Here is an 18,835-nt window from a genome sequence, read left to right as displayed (position 1 = left end):
ATGGAGTGACCATGGCCAAGGAAGAAATGCTCGAATTCCCCGGCGTCGTGAAAGAACTCCTGCCTAATGCGACATTCCGGGTCGAGCTTGAAAACGGCCATGAGATCATCGCACATATGGCAGGCAAGATGCGCAAGAACCGCATCCGCGTTCTGGCGGGCGACAAGGTTCAGGTTGAGATGAACACCTATGACCTGACCAAGGGGCGGATCAATTACCGCTTCAAGTAAGCCGTCCATCGCGACGGCTGATGCCACCAACGGAGGCCGCCTCATGGCCGAACTGCGCCCACCCCGGCTTGTGCTGGGATCGGCAAGCCCGCGCCGACTGGAACTGTTGGCGCAGATCGGCATCACGCCGCACGCGCTTCGCCCCGCCGATATCGATGAAACACCGCGCCCGGGGGAAGCGGCGCGTGCCTATGTCCGCCGCATGGCGGTGGAAAAGGCGCAGGCCATCACCCTTGACGCCGACGAAGCCTGCCTGACCGGCGACACGACCGTCCTGGTCGGGCGCCGCATCCTGGGCAAGCCCGCCGACCGGGCCGAGGCCGGGGAATTCATGCGCCTGATGTCGGGGCGGCGCCATGTCGTGCTGACCTCGATGGCGCTGCGCCATGGCGACCGGATCGCGGAACGCCTGGTGGAAACCAAAGTGCGGATGCGGTCGCTGGATGCGCAGGCGCTGGAAGATTATCTTGATATGGGCGATTGGCGGGGCAAGGCGGGCGCCTATGCGATCCAGGGGGCGGCCGCGGCCTTCATCCCGTGGATCCAGGGGTCGTTTTCGGCCGTCGTGGGCCTGCCCCTGTCCGAAACCGCCGCCATGCTGGCCGCGATCGGCATCCATCCCCGCCCCGAAGGAGCACGTTCATGAAAGGCCGCCAAGTCGTCCTGGGTCACATCTTTGGACAGGAGGCCGCCGCCCTGATGGAGGATGGCCAGCTGGTCGATCTGCTGGTGGCCACCGATGCCGTCGCGCCCTTCGCACCCGGTGCCATCTGCCGGGCGCAGGCGGACAGGCTGATGAAGGGGCAGGGCGGCATCTTCGTGCAGCTGCCCGATGGCCAGACCGGCTATCTGCGCGACCGCAAGGGCGTAGCCGAGGGCAAGCCGCTGCTGGTCCAGGTTGCAGGCGTCGCCGAGGATGGCAAGGCCGTCCCCGTCACTACCCGCCTGATCTTCCGCGGTCGTCATGTGCTGGTGACGCCGGGCAAGCCGGGGGTGAACGTTTCGCGCCAGATCCGGATCGAGGATCGCCGCGACGAATTGCAGGCCTTGGGGCAGCAGGCCTTGGGTGATCGCAGCCACGGCCTGATCCTGCGCAGCGCCGCCGAAACTGCCGACGACCAGGAGATCGCCGAAGAGGTGGCCGAGCTGCTGGACTTGGCCGATGGCATCTGCGCCGAAACCGCCGGCAAGCCCGAACTGCTGCTGGACGCGCCGACCCCGTGGGAACAGGCCTGGATGGATTGGGCCGAACCCGCCCCCGACGCGATCGAGGAGGGCGAGGACAGCTTTGAACGCTGCGGCGTTCTGGATGCCGTCGATGCGCTGCTGTCGGCGCGGATCGACCTTCAGGGTCAGGGCGACGCCTTCATCGAACAGACCCGCGCCCTTGTCGCGGTCGATGTGAACACCGGCAATGACAGCTCCGGTGCGGCGGGGCTGAAGGTCAATATCGCGCTGGCCCGCGAATTGCCGCGCCAGCTGGCGCTGCGGGGCCTGGGCGGCCAGATCGTCGTCGATTTCGCCCCCATGCCCAAACGCGACCGCGCGACGCTGGACCAGGTCCTGGGCGCAGCCTTCCGCAACGCGGGGGCCGAAGCCACGCTGGTCGGCTGGACCGCGATGGGGCTTTACGAACTGAACCGCAAGCGCGACCGCGTGCCCCTGGCGCGCCTTGCCACGGCCAGCGGAGAGGCATGATGGCGGCCTGCCCGATCTGTTCCAAAGAAAGCGTCCCGCAATACCGCCCGTTCTGTTCGAAACGCTGCGCGGATGTGGATCTGGCCAAGTGGCTGCGGGGGTCCTATGTGATCCCCGGCGCGCCCTTGGACGACGTATCGTCGGACGAAAACGGGCCCGACTGAAAAAAGATGGTTTTGGGTCTGGACAGTCCCCGCGCCCCCTCGTAAATACGCCTCACCCGACGCGGCATGCTGCGTCACAAAGGGGCCCGGATAGCTCAGTTGGTAGAGCAGCGGATTGAAAATCCGCGTGTCGGCGGTTCAAATCCGTCTCCGGGCACCACTAAAAATTCCTGATGGAATTGTTTTGCTGATCCGCTTTTGCTGGACGAAGCATGTTGTCAGTCGTGGGCATCCGCGGGGGCATGGAACGGTTTTTCACATCTGACACATCTCTGTGCCCTCAGGGTGTTGAAGCCACCGCCCTGGTGCTTGACTGGGCTTTTTCGTTCAAGCCCGTCATTTCTCATGACCTGTCTGACAAGCGCAGGCTACGCATCTGATTGTCGGCCGAGTTGGGGGGTGGATTTGTGCCCTGTCATTCGACAACCGAGCGTCCCTGACGTGTAGGCGGTAAGTCGCGCGAAGACTGTCGCGGTTCAAATGGCGGCCAGAAATCGACATCGGCAGTTCGCAGAGCTGCGTCAGCGACAAGAACGGACTCTGTGCGGCTGGCATGATATTGTGCCGGACGCTGCCGGTTCAAACACCCTGCTGCATGGCTCGATTCTTGGTGATCCTCAGTTGGATCACCTCCCCCGTCACGTCCAGCATCCACCTCCCTATCCATGGTGCGGGCCTCGCGTTGAGGTCAAACATCGGATTGTCTGGGCTTTGATCTGGTCGTCTATGACGTGCTTTCCGAGGCCGGTGCCGATATGGTCTGAGGCGGCTGAGAAATCACCTTGACGATTGCCTTAACCGAAACAATGCAGCGTATTTTGTGTGCTGGTGGAATTGCGCTATCTCCGTTGGGATGTAACGCATGAGGAGGAGAAAAATGTCGTCGCCGAACCGCGCCAGGTTTGCCGAAAGCTGATTTCGGTTAGTCCTGCAGCCACGGTTTCCGTCTTCGGCACGGCGTCGAAGTCGGCCTTGGTTTTGGTGAGCGGCATGCCCCAGATTGGCAGGACGATACCGCCGAAACGAACCATGGCGCTGCCTTCATGGCCGAGGAAGCGCCGGCGCAAGGAATTCAACAGGAGTTGCAGTTTGCCGTCATTCCGCCAACCATCATCTGGAGAGCGCATCGGCGTCATCTCCGACACCCACGGATTGCTTCGCCCCGAAGCGCTGGAGGCGCTGGAAGGCGTCGATCGCATTCTGCACGCGGGTGATATCGGCAACCCCTCCCACCTTGACGTTCTGGCCCGCATCGCCCCGGTGACGGCGATCCGCGGCAATATCGACCGCGGGCCCTGGGCCGAAACCCTGCCCGAAACGGTCAGCCTGGCAAGCGGAGGCCTGCGCATTCACATGATCCATGACCGCAAGGCCCTGAGCGCCGATCCGGATAGCGAGGGGTGGAATGTCGTGATCTCGGGCCACTCGCATAAACCTGGCATCGATGAGACCCAGACGACCTTATGGTTGAACCCCGGCGCCGCCGGCCCGCGCCGCTTCCACCTGCCGATCACGCTGGCCTTTCTTTGGGAAGACGGCGGTCGCCCTCGTGCCGTGATCCAAAACTTGCAGATCTGACGTCATTCAACCTTGCCCTGTAGGGATATGACCCAGGGTCGTGCCCCAAGGCAGGCACGACGACCGATCTGATCAACCGCCACCATTGGTCCTCAGCGCCGACAATCCGACCATCTGGCCGCGACAGCCTATGCCGGTCATCGGATCTGAAAGGGCATTCTGCTGATCCACGGTCAATCATCGGTCCCCGTGCGGGGCCGGTGCATCGGTAGGGCGGGGATTCTTTGCGACCCATCAGCAGGGTGTTGCACTGATACCGGACATTGCGTGGCCGATCGCCGCACCGATGAACGCAACGACCTGCACGATGTTGTGCCATGACGTGCCCGTCAGGAAAGGCCCACCATTGTCCTCGATCACTCTTGTCGTCTCCAGCGAGACGCCAGCCCAACAGAACGAGCGCCGCAGCTATGCCGGGCAGGCGTCGCATGAAAGCTATGCCGCGGCCCTGCGCCGGCTGCGCCCCGGGATCGAACTGGAAACGGCCTCCTGCTTTGACGATGACGCCTGTCCGGATATCGCACGTCACAAGGGCATCGTCTTCGCCGGCTCGCCCATTCAAATGCACAAGGACAGCGCCGAGGCCCGCGCCGCCGCCCATTTCATGGCGCGTGTATTCCAGGCGGGCGTGCCCGCATTCGGATCCTGCGCGGGCCTGCAGATTGCGGCCGTGGCGGCAGGGGGCGAAACCGGACCTCGCCGTCCCGGCGCCGAGGTTGCCTTTGCTCGGGACATCACCCGCACCGAAGCGGGCGCGCGGCATCGGATGTTGGAAGGCAGGCCCGCGACATGGACCGCACCGGCCATGCATTCCAGCGTGGTGACCCGCCTTCCTTCCGGCGGGTTCAGCCTGGCCGCGAACCCCGATACGCCGATCGAGGCTGCCGAGATCCGCCACGGGCGGGGCATCTTCTGGGGCGTCCAGTATCACCCCGAGCTGTCCCTGGGCGAAATTGCCGTCTCGACCGCCCACCAGGCGGATGACATCATCAAGCAGGGCTTGGCCCGCGATCAGCGTGACGTCCGGGCCATGGCCGCGCGAATGCAGGATCTGGATGCCGCGCCGACGCGGACCGACATCGCCTGGCAATTGGGCCTGAACGCCGAAATCGCCCTTTTCGAACGTCGCACCCGCGAGATCGAGAATTTTCTGAACGCCGTCGAGACGGGCGGCTTGGGGCCCATTTAGGGCAACTTGCTACAGCTGTTGCCGGGGGTGGTGCCGCCGTGCTGCCTGTTGCCACCGATGCTGCACAGATGCGGTCAAGACTGGCCCAAGCGCATGAAGACGCCCTATCATCGCGGGGTGCATGGAGAGGGAGAGACACATGACCAAACGCATCATCTTCACCGGCGGAACGGGCAAAGCCGGCCGCCATGCCGTGCCGCATCTGCTGGAGAAAGGCTACAGGATCCTGAACGTCGATCTGAAGCCGCTCGACCTGCCCGGGGTGAACACGTTGATCGCGGACATCACCGACAGCGGCCAGGTCTTCAACGCCTTCACCACGCATTTCGGCTTTGATGGCTTCGACGAAGGCGCCCCGCCCAAGGCCCCTGACGCCATCGTGCATTTCGCCGCCGTGCCGCGCGTGATGATCCACCCCGACAACACCACATTCGCGCAGAACACCGTCGGCACCTATAACGTGCTGGAAGCGGCGATGAAGCTGGGCGTGCGCAAGGTGATCTTTGCCAGTTCGGAAACCACCTATGGCGTCTGTTTCGCGGAAGGCGACAAGGATTATCATGTCTTTCCGCTGGAAGAAGATTACGACAGCGATCCGATGGACAGTTACGGCCTGTCGAAGGTGGTCAACGAAAAGACCGGGCGTGCCTTTGCGATGCGCTATGGCGCCGATGTCTATGCCCTGCGCATCGGCAATGTCGTCGAGCCGGATGAATACGCGGATTTTCCCGCATACCTGGCCAACCCGATGAGCCGAAAGCGCAACGCCTGGAGCTATATCGACGCGCGCGATCTGGGCGAGATCGTGCATCTCTGCCTGCAGAAGGACGGGCTTGGCTATCAGGTCTTCAACGCGGTGAACGATACCATCACCGCCACCATGCCGACGGCGGAGTTCCTGGCGAAATATGCGCCCGATACACCGATCACACGGGCCATGGGCAGGGACGAGGCCCCGCTGTCCAACCGCAAGATCCGCGACGTGCTTGGCTTCAAGGAAGCGCATCCGTGGCGGAATTATGTGGACATCTAGGGGGACCGACCCCGCATGGCGGTCGACCGATGCATGTCGGCTGATGAGGGGGTCCTTGGCGCCGGCCTCGGCGAGCCTCCATTGTGCCCACGCGGGACCAGTCAGCTGTTCTCTGGCGACCGATGACGAGAGGCAGGCTGATCCACCCGCGGAGCAGAGCGAGGCCCGATCCGGCTGAACATCACGATGTTGCCCAGACAGGCAAGGGCCACGCCCATGACCGCCGGCGGCGTCCATCGATACCCCTCCAGCAGGGTCGAGGCGCTGAGCGCGATGATCGGGAACAGGACGGTCGCATAGCCTGCCTTGGCCGATCCGATCCGGGCCACCAGCATCAGGTAGGTCGTGAACCCGGTGACCGAGCCGATCACGGCAAGATAGGCCAGTGCGATCCAGTAGCTGCCCCGTTCCGGCAGGCCCAGAGGTTGCCCCGTCAGCGTGACGATCAGCAGCAGGCACAGCGCGCCGATCGCCATGCCCCATGCATTGGCCGTGACGGGCGTGATGCCCAGCTTGCTGTTGCGCCGTGACGCCATGTTGCCAAGCGAGAAGAACATGGTTCCCAGCACCGCCCAGCCGATGCCGCGCAGCGCCGCCAGATCGACCGTCACGGCGAGGTCTTTCCAGAACAGCAGGGCCAGCCCTGCGACGCCCAAGGCTCCTGCCAGCACCATCCGCCCGCTGATCGGGTCGCCGAAGAACAAGCGCGCATTGACGGCGTTGAAGATCGACGCCAGCGAAAAGATGACCGAGACCAGCCCCGAGGGGATCAGCGACGTCGCCATGTAGAGGCCGATGAAGTTCAGGCAGAACAGGCACAGCGCCTGCATCACGACAAATCGCCAGCGGGCCGGCCAGCGCAGCCGCCCCAGGACGACAAGCCCCGCCAGCATGACCGCCCCCGCCAATGCGAAGCGGTAGAAGATCGAGACCGTGATCGCGACCTCGCCGACCTGGGCTGCGATGGCGATCCAGGTCGTGCCCCAGATCAGGACGGTCGCGGTAAACAGGAATGGTGTGCTCATGCCGAAGGCTCCTTCACGGTCCGCTTAGCAGCTTCCCGCGGTCTGCCGTTGCAGGATCTTGCGGCGAAATGGATCGACTGGATGGCGGGGCTTTGCGGCAGGCGCTAGAAGATCTCATGGCCACCATCCGCGATTTTCTTGACCGCTCTCCTGCCGCGCGCAACACGGCTGCCATGCCGATGGGCGTGGCAAGCGGCGTCGCGATCTGGGAAAACAGCAACGACCGGATCAGCTATGCCGCCCCCCACGGTCACGTCTTCAGCTGCTATCTTCACGGCGGCACGGGTACGAGGCGGCTGGATGCCGGTTCCCGGACCGGGCGGCCCGGCACGGTCTGCATCATGCCCGAAGGTCAGAACTCCGAATGGGAAATCACGACGCCCTTCCGGTTCGTGCATTTCTATGTTCCGGACGACCGGCTGCGCGCGGCTTTCGCGCTGATCCACGACTGCGACGCGCGCCGGATGGACCTGCCCGAGCTGACCTTTGCCGAACTCCCCGACCTTGCCATCCCTCTTGTGCGGTTGGCCGACGCCGCCTTGCGGCAGGACCTGCTGATGGCCGACGGGGCCGTCGCGGACATGGTCGGACGTTTGGGCACGCGCCAGATCGCCCTGAAGGGTGGGCTGCCCGCACGTCTTCTGCACCGCATCGACGATTGGATCGACGCGCATCTTGACCAGCCGATCCGCCTGGCCGACATCGCCTGCCTGACCGATCTGTCCCCGTTTCACCTGCACCGCATGTTCAAGGCGACCCGCGGGCTGCCCCTTCATGGATGGATCACCAGCCGAAGGATCGCCCGGGCAAAGACGATGTTGGCCGGGCAATCGCCTTTGGTCGAGATCGCGCAAGTCTGCGGATTTTCAAGCCAGAGCCATTTCACAAGGGTCTTCAAAGAGCAGATGTCCACGACACCCGACGCCTATCGCGCCCTGCTGCGGCGGTCGTGACCCATTGTCGATCTGCCGGACGCGCAAGGGGGCAGGGCCAGACTGTGGCGCAGCGCGACCTTTAGCGGGAAGGGCGTGGGTTGGGGGCTGAGCGCGCCGTGGATGACGATAGTTCCGGACGGCCGCAACGACCGCGCGCGATCTGGATGACTGTCAGGCTGACCGAGCTGGAGGCTGCGGTGATCAGCAGCCATTGCCCCACCGAGAGCGGGCAGTGTTCGACAAGCGCGGCATAGGTCGTCACGAAGCCCATCCAGAAGGCTGCGGCTCGAAGCGCGCCACCGACGCTTCGAAACCCGAACGGGCCGAAAAGGCCGGTTTTTCCGGATAGGTTCCCCATCGGAACATCGCATCCACGCGGTTCAGGGCGATCGCCTCGGCCCGCAGCTGAACCTCATGCGGTTGGGGCTAAGCGGTTCCTCGTTTTCCAGCCGCAGCACCTCGGGGCCACCAAGCTGATGAAAGCGGACGACACGGCAAAGGTGAAGATCGGACATGATGGGTCCTTTCGGCCCTGGTCCGCGTTGCAGAAGACAGGATGCCATGATGGCGATGCCCCATATCGCCGGTTCTGCACCGAGGAGAGAACATATGCCAGGATTTGTCATTGCCATGGGTGAGGCACCTCACATGAAGCTGACGCGCGAAGCGCGTGCGTTCAGCGCGACAGACGCCCCGATGGTCTTCGATACCCATGATGCCGCCTATGAATATCTTGTTCGACACAACGAGGATGAGCCGTTGAAAGGCGTCCGAGGCGAAATCGTCGAGGACCTGTCGCAATAGGCCGCCCCCCACTTCACCCCGCAGATCCGGAAAGGACCGTGATGTTCAGCACATGGCAGAAGGAAAAGGCCACGGCGGCCCTTGTCGATGAGGCGCAGGCTGTTGCCGACAAGCTGGCCGACGCGAAACCGCATCAGGTCGAAAGCCGTGCTGCTGCCGCCCGTTTCTGGGCCGCCTTCCACCTGGCCGAGGGGCGCGACCTCTATGAGATGTCCCGGTGGACATCCGAGGCCGTTGCCAAATTCGCGTCGAGCGCACAGGCCAGCATCACCGCGTTGCGCAAGAAGCGCGACTATGACAGCAGCGACGGCCTCGCTGTCTGGCTTCACACGGCCCGTGCCCTGAACGAGAGCCGCGTCGCCCCGGCGGTCCGGGATATCTGGCAGCATCTGATGGATGCCGGACCCAATGCGGATTCGATGGCCGAGGAGATGATTCTGGACGCCGGCTTGCCGATGGACAATCGACGCCGCGTCCCGGATGGCCTGAAGATCGATTGCTGAGACTGCGTAGCCTTGCAGTGAGCGGGTCGGCACACGCGCCAATGCATCTGCTACCGTAAGTGTCCTTATTCGTTGTCAGCCATCGAGCTTTCGGCGGTCTTGTCGTGCCGGGATGCGAGGGATCTGGCGTTCTTTGGCCTGCTGAAGCATCGCTGCATCAGATTGCCCAGTCGGTGCAGTTTGCTGTCGGCCGATACGCCCCGCTTGCTGGATCTTCGCATCATCTTACCCCCCCGGACCGCCACCGGTTGAGCAGCATTTCATAGAATTGCTCGGCCGCGGGCGAACGGCGCGAACCGGGAACCCTGACCACGCCGACGGTTCGCGTGACATCGGGCGCGGTCAGGGGAACGGTGGCGATCGTGTGATGCGGACCGGCGGGCAGCGCCATGCGCGGCAGGGCGGCGACCCCCAGCCCGGCCTCGACCAGACCAAGCGAGGTGGACAGGTGCTGCACCTCGAAGAATGGGCGGGGCCTGACATTCGCCTTCGCCAGCGCTAGATCCATGATCAGGCGGTTGCCGCTGGACCGCCCCACGGTGACAAAGCGATGATCGGCCAGTTCCTCCCAGCTGACCGAGGGCCGCCCCGCCAGCACGTGGTCGCGTCGGCAGGCCAGCAGGAACGGCTCTTCGATCAGCGGGTCGAAAGCCACTTCGGGATCGTCCGCGCCCAGCAGGGTGATGCCGAAATCGACCTCTCGGTTCAGGACGCTTTGCAGAACTTCGTTGGCGCCCGCATCCAGGATGCGAAACCGGATCGCAGGAAATTCGGCGGAAAAGGCGCTGATGACATCGGGCAGAAAATAATAGGCCGCCGTCGGGATGCAGGCGATGCTGACCAGCCCCGATCGGCGTTCCGCAATCTCGCGCACGGACATCAACGAGGTTTCCAGATCGTCCAGCAGGCGCCGCGCCCGTGGCAGGAAATCACGACCCACGGCGGTCAGCGACACGCGACGGGTGGTCCGTTCCAGCAGGGGCACGCCCAGGGTCGACTCCAGCTTCTGGATGCGGCGGGTCAGGGCGGGCTGCGACAGGTGGATGCTGTCGGCGGCGGCGCGAAAGCTTTGCATCTCGGCGGTGGCCACGAAGGCGCGCAGGTCTTCCAGATCTATATTCATGTTTATGACGCAATAATTATTCCGATCATTGCATTTCACACATTCCGGCATCTCTGGCAAGCCTGTGCCCAAGACGTGGGCACTTGCCCCTGACAGTCCGAGAAGGCCAAGATCATGCAAAAAATTCCCTGCGTCCTGATGCGCGGCGGCACCTCGCGCGGGCCGTTTTTCCTGTCCAGCGATCTGCCGGACGATGTTGCGGCGCGGGATGCGATGCTGATCTCGGCGATGGGCTCGGGGCATCCTTTGCAGATCGACGGCATCGGCGGCGGCAATCCCCTGACCAGCAAGGTGGCCATCGTGGGCCGCAGCGCCCGTGACGACGCGGATGTCGATTACCTGTTCGCGCAGGTGAATGTCGACCGCGCGCTGGTCGATACCGCGCCCAATTGCGGCAACATGCTGGCGGCGGTCGGTCCCTTTGCCATCGAACAGGGGCTGATCCCGGCCACCGATCCCGAAACGCGGCTGACGATCTTCAACGTGAACACCGGCAAGCGGATCGAGGCGATCGTGCAGACCCCCGGCGGCACGGTCGATTACGAAGGCGACACCGCCATCGCGGGCGTGCCCGGCACGGCGGCTCCGGTGCGCATGGCGTTCCTGGATGCGGCGGGGTCCAAGACAGGCAGGCTGCTGCCGACGGGGAAGGCCGCCGATGTGATCGACGGCGTCGAGGTCACGCTGTTGGACATGGCCGTCGCGGCGATGCTGCTGGACGCCGGCACTCTTGGCAAGACGGGCCGCGAAACGCCGGCGGAACTGGACGCCGACCGCGCCTTCCTGCAACGGCTGGAGCGGTTGCGCCAGGAGGCGGGGCGTCGCATGGGCCTCGGGGACGTGTCGCAGATGGTCATCCCCAAGCCGATCCTGCTTGGCCCGCCTGCGGGCGACGGCACGATCACCGCACGCTATTTCATGCCCCATTCCTGCCATACGGCGGTGGCGATCACCGGCGCCGTCTGCATCGCCTCGGCCTGCTGCACCCCCGGAACCGTGGCCCATCGTCTGGCGCGGCTGCCGCAGCCGGATGCCGACGGACGGCGGCGGCTGGTCATCGAGCACCCCTCGGGGCAGACACCGGTCGAGATCGAGCAGGACCCTGTCACCGGCATCGTCACCCGCGCCATGGTGATCCGGACCGCCAGGCGGCTGTTCGACGGTTTTGTCCACGTGCGCGATCAGGTCGCCTGAGCGCCCCGACATCACACCATTCAAGGAGGAGACCCATATGAGACACCTGACCCACCCCCTGCGGGCCGCGTTGCTGAGCGCCGTGGCCGCATTTTCCCTGCCCCAGACCCTTCTGGCCCAGGATTTTTCCGGCGAGACCGTCGAATGGACCATTCCCTTCGGCGTCGGTGGCGGCACCGATGTCTGGGCGCGCTTCTTTGCGCCGCAGCTGGCCCATGCCCTGCCGGGGCAGCCGAATGTCGTGGTGCTGAACGTGCCCGGCGGCGGGTCGATCACCGGCGCGAACCAGTTCGCCAGCCGCGCCACTGATGACGGGCTGTCCATCCTGGGCACCTCGGCCTCGACCCAATATCCCGCGATCCTGGGCGATCCGCGGGTGCGCTATGACTATGCCGACTGGACGGCGGTCCTGGCATCGCCCACCGGCGGCGTCGTCTATGCCGATCCGAAATACGGCGTCACCGGCCCCGAAGGTCTGGAGACCCTCAAGGCCGAAGAGATCCGCTTTGCCAGCCAGGGCGCGACCGCGCTGGAGATGCCGGTGCTGCTGGCGCTGAAGATGATGGGGCTGAACATCCGTCCGGTCTTTGGCATGGAAAGCCGCGGCGCGGGCCGACTGGCCTTCGAACGCGGCGAGGCCGGGATCGATTTCCAGACCAGTTCCGCCTATCTCAACAGCGTCGCGCCGCTGGTCGACAGCGGCAAGGCCGTGCCGCTGTTCTCGATGGGCGTGGTCGATGCCGAAGGCAACGTGACCCGTGATCCGTCCTTCCCGGACCTGCCGACCTTCGTCGAATTCTATACCGACGCCATGGGCACGGCCCCCGAGGGCGAGGCCTTCGAGGCCTGGAAGGCGCTGATGATCGCGGGCTATTCCCTGCAGAAGATGGTGGTCCTGCCCAAGGACGCCCCGGCCGAGGTCGTCGCCACCTATGCCGACGCCGCTCGCCAGATCGTCGAGGCCCCGGATTTCCGCGAACGCGCCGGCGAGGAGATCGGCGTCTATGACCAGCTGGTCGGCGACGAGGCCGATGCCGCGCTGCAGGCCGCGCTGACCGTCGATCCGGCCATCCGCGAATTCCTGACGACCTGGCTGTCCGAGGATTACGGCGTCCGGTTCTGACCGACCGGCGGGGCCGCCTGGCCCCGCCGCATTGCAAGTGGGGGGAGAAAACCACGATGTTCGATATTGCCCTTTCGGCACTGGGCCAGGTCATGTCCGCCGGGCACCTGACCTTCCTGGTCGTAGGCGTCCTTGTGGGCCTGATCGTGGGCATCCTGCCCGGACTGGGCGGCATTGCCGGGATGTCGATCCTGCTGCCCTTCCTTTACGGGATGGAGCCGACCGCCGCCCTGGGAATGCTGATCGGCATGGTTGCCGTCATTCCCACCGGCGACACCTTCACATCCGTCATGATGGGGATCCCCGGGTCCAGCGCCAGCCAGGCCACCGTGCTGGACGGGTTTCCCATGGCCAAGCGCGGAGAGGCGGCCCGCGCCCTGTCGGCCGCCTTCACCAGTTCGCTGATCGGGGGGCTGATCGGAGCCCTGGTCCTGTCGGTCGCCATCGTGATGGCGCGACCGCTGGTCCTGTCCTTTTCCTCGGCCGAGCTGTTCATGCTGACGCTGTTCGGCCTGTCGATGGTGGCCGTCCTGTCGGGGCGCAGCCTGACCAAGGGGATCGCCGCCGCGGGTCTGGGGCTGGTCATCGGCACGATCGGCACCGCGCCGGCCACCGGCGAGGCGCGCATGACCCTGGGCATCGACTATCTCTATGACGGGGTGCCCCTGGTCGTCGTGGCCATGGGCCTCTTTGCCATTCCCGAGATCATCGACCTGCTGAAGCGCGGCACGGCCATTTCCGACAGCACGCCCCTGGGCGGCGGCTGGATGCGCGGCGTGCGCGACGTTTTTGGCCATCCCTGGCTGGTCGCCCGCTGCGCCAGCCTTGGCTGCGTCATCGGCGCGCTGCCGGGCCTGGGCGGGGCGGTGGTCGACTGGATCGCCTACAGCCATGTCGTCCAGACCAGCAAGGATCGCAGCCGGTTCGGCAAGGGCGACTTGCGGGGCGTCATCGCCCCGAAAGCGCCAACAACGCCTGCCAGGGCGGGGCGCTGGTTCCCACTTTGCTGTTCGGCGTGCCCGGTTCGGGGTCGATGGCTGTGTTTCTGGGCGGCATGGTCCTGCTGGGTATCCAGCCCGGCGTGACCATGGTCGAGACGCGGCTGGACCTGACCTATACCATCATCTGGTCGCTGGCCCTGGCCAACGTGCTGGGCGCGGGCCTTTGCGTGCTGATGGCCCGGCAGGTGGCGCGTCTGACGCAGGTGCCCTTCGTCTATCTGGCGCCCTTCATGGTGATGATCGCCATGTTCGCGGCCTTCCAGGCCTCGCGGTCGATGGCGGATCTGGTGGCGCTGATCATCATGGGCGCCGTCGGCATCTACATGCGCCGTTTCGGCTGGCCGCGGCCGGCACTGCTGATCGGATTCGTGCTGGCACCGGGGGCCGAGGGCTATCTGTACCAGGCCGTGCAGTTCTATGGATCGGACTGGCTGCTGCGCCCGGGCGTCATCATCATCGCGCTGATCACCGTCGTGTCGGTCTTTCTGGGCCTGCGCTACGGCGCCGAAGTCTCGAGCGAGGGGGCCAGCGACGTGGCCGATCAGCAGACGCGCGGGCGGCAGATGGCATTCGCGGGGCTGCTGGTCGCGGTCGCGGCCTTCTGCCTGGCCGAGAGCGTCAACCTCAGCTTTCTGGGAATGGTGTTTCCGATGACCATCGGGGTGCTGGCGCTGATCGGTGCGCTCTGCGTCGCCTTCAACATCCGCCGCGGCCGCGTCGCCGAGATCCACGACGACGATGCCAGCGGCGCCGTATCGGGGACCTGGTCGGGCCGCGAGATGCATCTGGCGGTCTTTGCGGCCCTGGTGGGTCTGGTCTGGCTGATCGGCTTCGTGCCGGCGATGGCGTTGTTCTTCCCGCTATTCCTGATCGTCGCCGGCAAGGCCCGACCGGTGCAGGCGGTGCTGATGACCGCGGGGGCGGTCGGGTTCATCAGCGGCATCACCTGGGCCATGACGTTGCGCCTGCCCGAAGGGATCATTCCACCGCTGCTGTTCTGACCCTGACACGCGCTGACGCCTTTGGCGGCCGTTTCTAACGGCCGCCATTGGTTGTTCCGGCATCGGAACGGGGCAGACACATCGGCTGCCAAATCAGTGCCGATGGCACCCCGGCAATCGCGACGGATCGCCACCCGGACAATGCCCAAGCCACCGCTGCCTGCAAGAAGCATGGTTTCGTGGCCACCGGGCCTGCTTGGGCCAGCGAATGGGGCCTGATCCTGCCGATGTTCGCCAGGCGATAGGATCGGCGGTCAGGGGGGCGTCCCGCAGATCGCCCCGCACAACACCTAGCTGCCGAGCACAGGGTTCCACTGATAGAGGTTGTCCTGGCTGTCGTACGACAGCAGCTGGAACCCGCATGATGCGTAGAAATCATTGGCGGGGCTGCCCCTCAGCGCCGTGAGGCGAATGGGAACCATCCGAGCTTGCGCCTCGTGTTTCAGCGCATTGATCACGTGGCCGCCGATCCCGCGTCTTTGAAACGACAGGATAAGATAGAGGTGATCCAGATAGAGATGATCGGGCCATCTTCGAACGACGATAAACCCGGCCAGATCGCGACCGCACCGGATCATCCTTGTGTCCTTGGCGGTGAACGCATCCAGAAACCGGCGTCTGGCGCGGGCTGGATCGAACCTTCCGGCGGCCTCCAGGCTTGGCCGCATGGCCTCGACCCTCAGGTCTGCCAGGCGTGCGGCATCCGCATTCCGTACCGCTTCGAGTTTCAGATCTGACATGGGACGCGCTCGTCACTGGCCTCGGGGTGGTTCCCCGAGTTTAGGCGCAACGCGGGGCGCTGGGCAAAGCATCCGTCCTGTCGCAAGGCGGAAACGCATTCCGGGCGACCTCGCGGTGTCCTGCGCCTTGGGGAAACTGCCTCGCCTGCTCCGCGGAACGGGCCATGTGAGCGGGACCGAAGCGGGGGTTCCGCATGCATCGTGCGCGCCGGTCGTTCGGGCCAGATCGAGGATCGGTGCGGCGCGCATCGAGGCACCACATCCGTCTGTCCGCTGCCGCCCCCATTGACGCCCCTGCCGGCACAGGCAACAAACGGAGCATTATTCTTCGGGGGAGCCTCATATGAACCATCGCCAGACACGCCGCGCAGCGGTCGCCGCCGCCTTGCTTGCCGGATGCGCCCTATCCTCGGCCGCGATGGCGCAGGATTGGCCTGCGGGCCCGGTGCATATCTTTGTCGGCTTCCCCGCCGGTTCTTCCCCCGACACCATTGCGCGTCTTGTGGCCGAACCCCTGGCCGAGGCGCTGGGCCAGCCGGTTGTCGTCGAGAACCGCCCCGGCGCCGGCGGCGTGATCGCGGTCCAGCAGATGCTGGCACGCGGTGGCGACAGTTTCAGCATCAACATCAATGGCCCGTTGACGACGGCGCAGCGGCTGATCCCCGATCTGGGCTATGATCCGGCAGCCGACATCGCCCCGGTCGGGCTGATCGCGACCAGCCCGCTGGTCCTGGCCGTGGGCGCCGATTTCCCGGCCGACGATCTGGCCGGCTTCATCGAAGCCGCCGCCGAGCCCGAGGCGATCAGCTATGGTTCGGTCGGCGAGGGATCGGGCGCGCATCTGACGGCGGAACTGTTCTCGGACGCCACTGGCGTCCAGCTGTTCCACATTCCCTTCCAGAGCTATGCCGAGGTCACGACCTCGATCCTTGGCGGAGAGATCGACAGCGGGTTCATGGCCCCCTCGGCGGCGCTGCCGCAGGTTGAGGCGGGCAAGATGAAGATGCTGGGCGTCACTTCGGCGGAACCCTTTGCCCAGGTGCCGAACGTGCCGGTGATCGCGGGAACCGCAGGCCTGCCCGATGATTTCCGGGCCGAGCTGTGGAACGCGTTCATTGCCCCGGCCGCCACCGATCCGGCCGTGATCGAGCGGCTGAACGCCGAGCTGAACACCATTCTGGCCGATGAAAAGGTGCGCGAGCGACTGTTGGCGATGGGTTGGCAGGCACAGCCCGGCACGCCCAAGGATCTGGCGCAGCGGATCACGGATGACACCGCGCTCTGGGGCGGCGTGATCGACACGGTGCAGGCAGCGCAATAGGGCCGAACGCCGATGCGCCGCGACCTCTATGACCTTGGCTGGGGCGTGATCCTGGCCCTGACCGGGCTGGCCGTCGCAGGCTATGCCTGGGTCAGCTATGACATGGGCAGTCTGCGGCGAATGGGACCGGGCTTCTTTCCGGTGACGCTTGGGCTGCTGCTTGCGGGGCTGGGCGCCCTGATCGCCATCCCGGCGATGGGCCGGCCCGGCCAACGCCGCCCCTTCGCCTGGCCCGAGACCATCGCCGTCGTCACGGCGCTGCTGGTCTTTGGCCTGGCGCTGGACGGGTTGGGCGTCCTTCTGACGACGGCGCTGACGGTGCTGATCGCCAGTGCCGTCGCCCCGCGGCGGGGCCTTGGCTGGCGGCTGGCGCTGACGGTCTTGGTGACGGCGCTGGTCTGGCTGGTCTTCGTGCAGGGGCTGAACATGTCGCTGCCTGTCTGGCCGGGGGCATGGCGATGACGACGATGGAGGGCCTGGTCCACGGGCTGGCGGTTGCGCTGCAGCCGGGGGTGTTGATCTACAGCCTTCTGGGCGCGGTTCTGGGCACGCTGGTCGGCGTTCTGCCCGGCATCGGCGCGATGGCGGCGATCACGCTGCTGCTGCCGATCACCTATTACATCTCGTCCGAGGCGGCGCTGGTCATGTTGGCCGCGGTCTATTACGGGGCGCAATATGGCGGGGCGGTCGCGTCGATCCTGCTGCGCCTGCCGGGCACGCCGCAATCGGCGGTGACCACGCTGGACGGCTATCCGATGGCCCAGCAGGGCCGGGCAGGCGTCGCGCTTTTCACGGCCATGATCTCGTCCTTCGCGGGATCGATGCTGGGGATCGTGATCCTGGTGCTGTTGGCGGGCGGGCTTAGCCAACTGGCGACCAGCTTCGGGGCGGCCGATTACGCGGCGATGATGGTGCTGGGCCTGGTTGCGGCATCGACGATCGGCGAGGGGCGGCTGTCCAAGAGCCTGGCGATGGTGGTGCTGGGCGTGATCCTGGGATGCGTCGGCACGGACGTGAATTCGGGCGCCCAACGCTTCACCTTCGGACAGGTCCAGCTTTTGGACGGCATCAACTTGGTCGCGCTGGCGATGGGCCTTTTCGGCTTGGCCGAGATCATCGGCAACATCCGCAAGGCCGAACATGACGGCCCGCCCGCCCGCGTCAGCCTGCAGGAACTGGTGCCCACGCGGGACGATCTGCGCCGGCTGGTGGCGCCCATCGCCCGCGGCACCGCGCTTGGCGGCTTCTTTGGCGCGCTGCCGGGCACCGGATCGACCATCTCCTCCTTCCTCAGCTATGCCTTGGAACGGCGAGTCGCCCGCCAGCCCGAACGCTTTGGCAAGGGCGCCATCGAAGGGGTCGCCGGCCCCGAGGCCGCCAACAATTCGGCCTCGATCACCGCCTTCGTCCCGACGCTGACCCTGGGCATCCCGGGCGATCCGATCATGGCGCTGATGCTGGGCGCGTTGGTGATCCACGGCATCCAACCCGGCCCGATGATGCTGGAGGCCCACCCGGACATGTTCTGGGGCCTGGTCATCAGCTTCGGGATCGGCAACCTGTTCCTGCTGGTCCTGAACCTGCCGTTGATCGGGATCTGGGTGGCGATGCTGCGCATCCCGTTTCGCTGGCTTTACCCCGCGATCATCATCTTCGTCTGCCTTGGGGTCTACTCGGTGCGTGGTTCGACCTTCGACATCGTCATGGTGGCCGGGATCGGCGTCATCGGCTATGCGCTGACCCAGGCCGCCTTCAGTCCGGCACTGCTGCTCCTCGGCTTCGTGCTGGGCCCGCTGATCGAGACGAACCTGCGGCGCGCCTTGCTGATCTCGCGCGGCGATCCGATGATTTTCTTGGAGCGCCCGATCGCCTGCGGCTTCGGGATCGCAACGGTGGCGCTTCTGATATATGGCGTCGTGAAACATCACAAACATGGACTTCGGGAGAAGCGGGCGAGCTAGAGCAGCGATGGCTGGACCCGGCCCCAGACCAAAAGCGCTGATCCCTTTGCCGTCTGCCCTGAGGTGAGCCTGCGCCCGCGACAAAGCGTCTATGGGGCACCATTCCGACCGATCCTGCGGCCTTTTATGCACTCCCCTGCGCTTTGGCCTTGTCAGCATCGGGGAAATCGGGCCGCCTGCCTGCTCAGGCCGGCTGGCCAAAAAGGACGGCG

Annotated in this window: 19 protein-coding genes, 1 tRNA gene and 1 pseudogene; 17 read left to right on the top strand and 4 right to left on the bottom strand. The window is 65.3% G+C overall.

Annotation, left to right across the window (positions count from 1 at the left end; genetic code table 11):
- Positions 1-11 precede the first annotated feature (11 nt).
- The 8 genes from infA to IE00_RS00525 all read left to right on the top strand — a co-directional run bounded on the left by infA (position 12) and on the right by IE00_RS00525 (position 5,892).
- Positions 12-230, top strand: a complete 219-nt coding sequence (infA, locus tag IE00_RS00560) for a translation initiation factor IF-1 (RefSeq protein WP_010397442.1) — start codon at positions 12-14, stop codon at positions 228-230.
- Between the two features lie 43 nt (positions 231-273).
- Positions 274-876: a nucleoside triphosphate pyrophosphatase gene (locus IE00_RS00555; protein WP_072295121.1), complete on the top strand. Its 603-nt coding sequence runs from the start codon at positions 274-276 to the stop codon at positions 874-876.
- Entirely contained in the window at positions 873-1,928 is a 1,056-nt protein-coding gene (locus tag IE00_RS00550; protein ID WP_072295120.1) for a ribonuclease E/G, read from the top strand. The genes IE00_RS00555 and IE00_RS00550 overlap by 4 nt, the downstream gene beginning before the upstream one ends.
- A complete protein-coding gene (locus IE00_RS00545; RefSeq protein ID WP_072295119.1) occupies positions 1,928-2,092 on the top strand; it encodes a DNA gyrase inhibitor YacG in 165 nt (54 codons plus the stop codon). Before IE00_RS00550 ends, IE00_RS00545 begins: the two co-directional genes overlap by 1 nt.
- Before the next feature lie 84 nt (positions 2,093-2,176).
- Positions 2,177-2,252, top strand: a tRNA-Phe gene (locus IE00_RS00540).
- 662 nt (positions 2,253-2,914) lie between these two features.
- The gene (locus tag IE00_RS00535; protein ID WP_240493754.1) at positions 2,915-3,670 is read left to right on the top strand and encodes a metallophosphoesterase family protein; all 756 of its coding nucleotides are present in this window, start codon (positions 2,915-2,917) and stop codon (positions 3,668-3,670) included.
- Between the two features lie 286 nt (positions 3,671-3,956).
- Positions 3,957-4,859: a type 1 glutamine amidotransferase gene (locus tag IE00_RS00530; RefSeq protein WP_083553942.1), complete on the top strand. Its 903-nt coding sequence runs from the start codon at positions 3,957-3,959 to the stop codon at positions 4,857-4,859.
- Positions 4,860-4,998: 139 nt separating this feature from the next.
- Positions 4,999-5,892, top strand: coding sequence for an NAD(P)-dependent oxidoreductase (locus IE00_RS00525; protein WP_072295116.1), 894 nt, complete (start codon positions 4,999-5,001; stop codon positions 5,890-5,892).
- 101 nt (positions 5,893-5,993) lie between these two features.
- On the opposite strand, the gene IE00_RS00520 is transcribed toward IE00_RS00525, so the two are convergent.
- The gene (locus IE00_RS00520) at positions 5,994-6,917 is read right to left on the bottom strand and encodes a DMT family transporter (RefSeq protein ID WP_072295115.1); all 924 of its coding nucleotides are present in this window, start codon (positions 6,915-6,917) and stop codon (positions 5,994-5,996) included.
- Between the two features lie 116 nt (positions 6,918-7,033).
- Here IE00_RS00520 and IE00_RS00515 point away from each other — a divergent pair, with 116 nt between their 5' ends.
- Complete coding sequence (locus IE00_RS00515) at positions 7,034-7,870, top strand: helix-turn-helix domain-containing protein (protein WP_083553940.1); 837 nt, start codon at positions 7,034-7,036, stop codon at positions 7,868-7,870.
- A 362-nt stretch (positions 7,871-8,232) separates the two neighbouring features.
- On the opposite strand, the gene IE00_RS20750 is transcribed toward IE00_RS00515, so the two are convergent.
- Entirely contained in the window at positions 8,233-8,367 is a 135-nt protein-coding gene (locus tag IE00_RS20750; RefSeq protein ID WP_256374790.1) for a hypothetical protein, read from the bottom strand.
- A gap of 49 nt (positions 8,368-8,416) precedes the next feature.
- Between IE00_RS20750 and IE00_RS19635 the strand changes: the two genes are divergently transcribed.
- Positions 8,417-8,656 carry a hypothetical protein gene (locus IE00_RS19635; RefSeq protein WP_139291269.1) on the top strand — a complete coding sequence of 80 codons (240 nt, stop codon included), beginning with the start codon at positions 8,417-8,419 and terminating at the stop codon, positions 8,654-8,656.
- Positions 8,657-8,697: 41 nt separating this feature from the next.
- Positions 8,698-9,159: a hypothetical protein gene (locus tag IE00_RS00510; protein ID WP_072295113.1), complete on the top strand. Its 462-nt coding sequence runs from the start codon at positions 8,698-8,700 to the stop codon at positions 9,157-9,159.
- A 220-nt stretch (positions 9,160-9,379) separates the two neighbouring features.
- Here the strand turns inward: IE00_RS00510 and IE00_RS00505 are convergent, their stop codons facing one another.
- Entirely contained in the window at positions 9,380-10,282 is a 903-nt protein-coding gene (locus tag IE00_RS00505) for a LysR family transcriptional regulator (protein WP_072295112.1), read from the bottom strand.
- A 114-nt stretch (positions 10,283-10,396) separates the two neighbouring features.
- Here IE00_RS00505 and IE00_RS00500 point away from each other — a divergent pair, with 114 nt between their 5' ends.
- From IE00_RS00500 to IE00_RS20825, 3 genes and pseudogenes are all read left to right on the top strand, one after another.
- A complete protein-coding gene (locus IE00_RS00500; protein ID WP_072295111.1) occupies positions 10,397-11,476 on the top strand; it encodes a 4-oxalomesaconate tautomerase in 1,080 nt (359 codons plus the stop codon).
- Positions 11,477-11,513: 37 nt separating this feature from the next.
- The gene (locus IE00_RS00495; protein WP_072295110.1) at positions 11,514-12,599 is read left to right on the top strand and encodes a tripartite tricarboxylate transporter substrate binding protein; all 1,086 of its coding nucleotides are present in this window, start codon (positions 11,514-11,516) and stop codon (positions 12,597-12,599) included.
- A 56-nt stretch (positions 12,600-12,655) separates the two neighbouring features.
- Positions 12,656-14,601, top strand: a pseudogene (locus tag IE00_RS20825) (tripartite tricarboxylate transporter permease).
- A 290-nt stretch (positions 14,602-14,891) separates the two neighbouring features.
- Here the strand turns inward: IE00_RS20825 and IE00_RS00480 are convergent.
- Positions 14,892-15,341: a GNAT family N-acetyltransferase gene (locus tag IE00_RS00480; RefSeq protein ID WP_240493753.1), complete on the bottom strand. Its 450-nt coding sequence runs from the start codon at positions 15,339-15,341 to the stop codon at positions 14,892-14,894.
- Positions 15,342-15,684: 343 nt separating this feature from the next.
- Between IE00_RS00480 and IE00_RS00475 the strand changes: the two genes are divergently transcribed.
- The 3 genes from IE00_RS00475 to IE00_RS00465 are packed head-to-tail and all read left to right on the top strand — an operon-like array spanning position 15,685 to position 18,623.
- Entirely contained in the window at positions 15,685-16,662 is a 978-nt protein-coding gene (locus IE00_RS00475) for a tripartite tricarboxylate transporter substrate binding protein (RefSeq protein WP_072295108.1), read from the top strand.
- A 12-nt stretch (positions 16,663-16,674) separates the two neighbouring features.
- On the top strand, positions 16,675-17,124 hold the full coding sequence (locus IE00_RS00470) for a tripartite tricarboxylate transporter TctB family protein (protein WP_072295107.1): 450 nt from the start codon (positions 16,675-16,677) through the stop codon (positions 17,122-17,124).
- The gene (locus IE00_RS00465; RefSeq protein WP_371328416.1) at positions 17,115-18,623 is read left to right on the top strand and encodes a tripartite tricarboxylate transporter permease; all 1,509 of its coding nucleotides are present in this window, start codon (positions 17,115-17,117) and stop codon (positions 18,621-18,623) included. Before IE00_RS00470 ends, IE00_RS00465 begins: the two co-directional genes overlap by 10 nt.
- The last annotated feature ends 212 nt before the right edge of the window (positions 18,624-18,835 follow it).

Origin of the sequence: Paracoccus sp. SM22M-07, assembly GCF_001887735.1 — a bacterium.
Taxonomy (GTDB): domain Bacteria; phylum Pseudomonadota; class Alphaproteobacteria; order Rhodobacterales; family Rhodobacteraceae; genus Paracoccus.
This window is presented reverse-complemented; position numbering and strand designations above follow the sequence as displayed.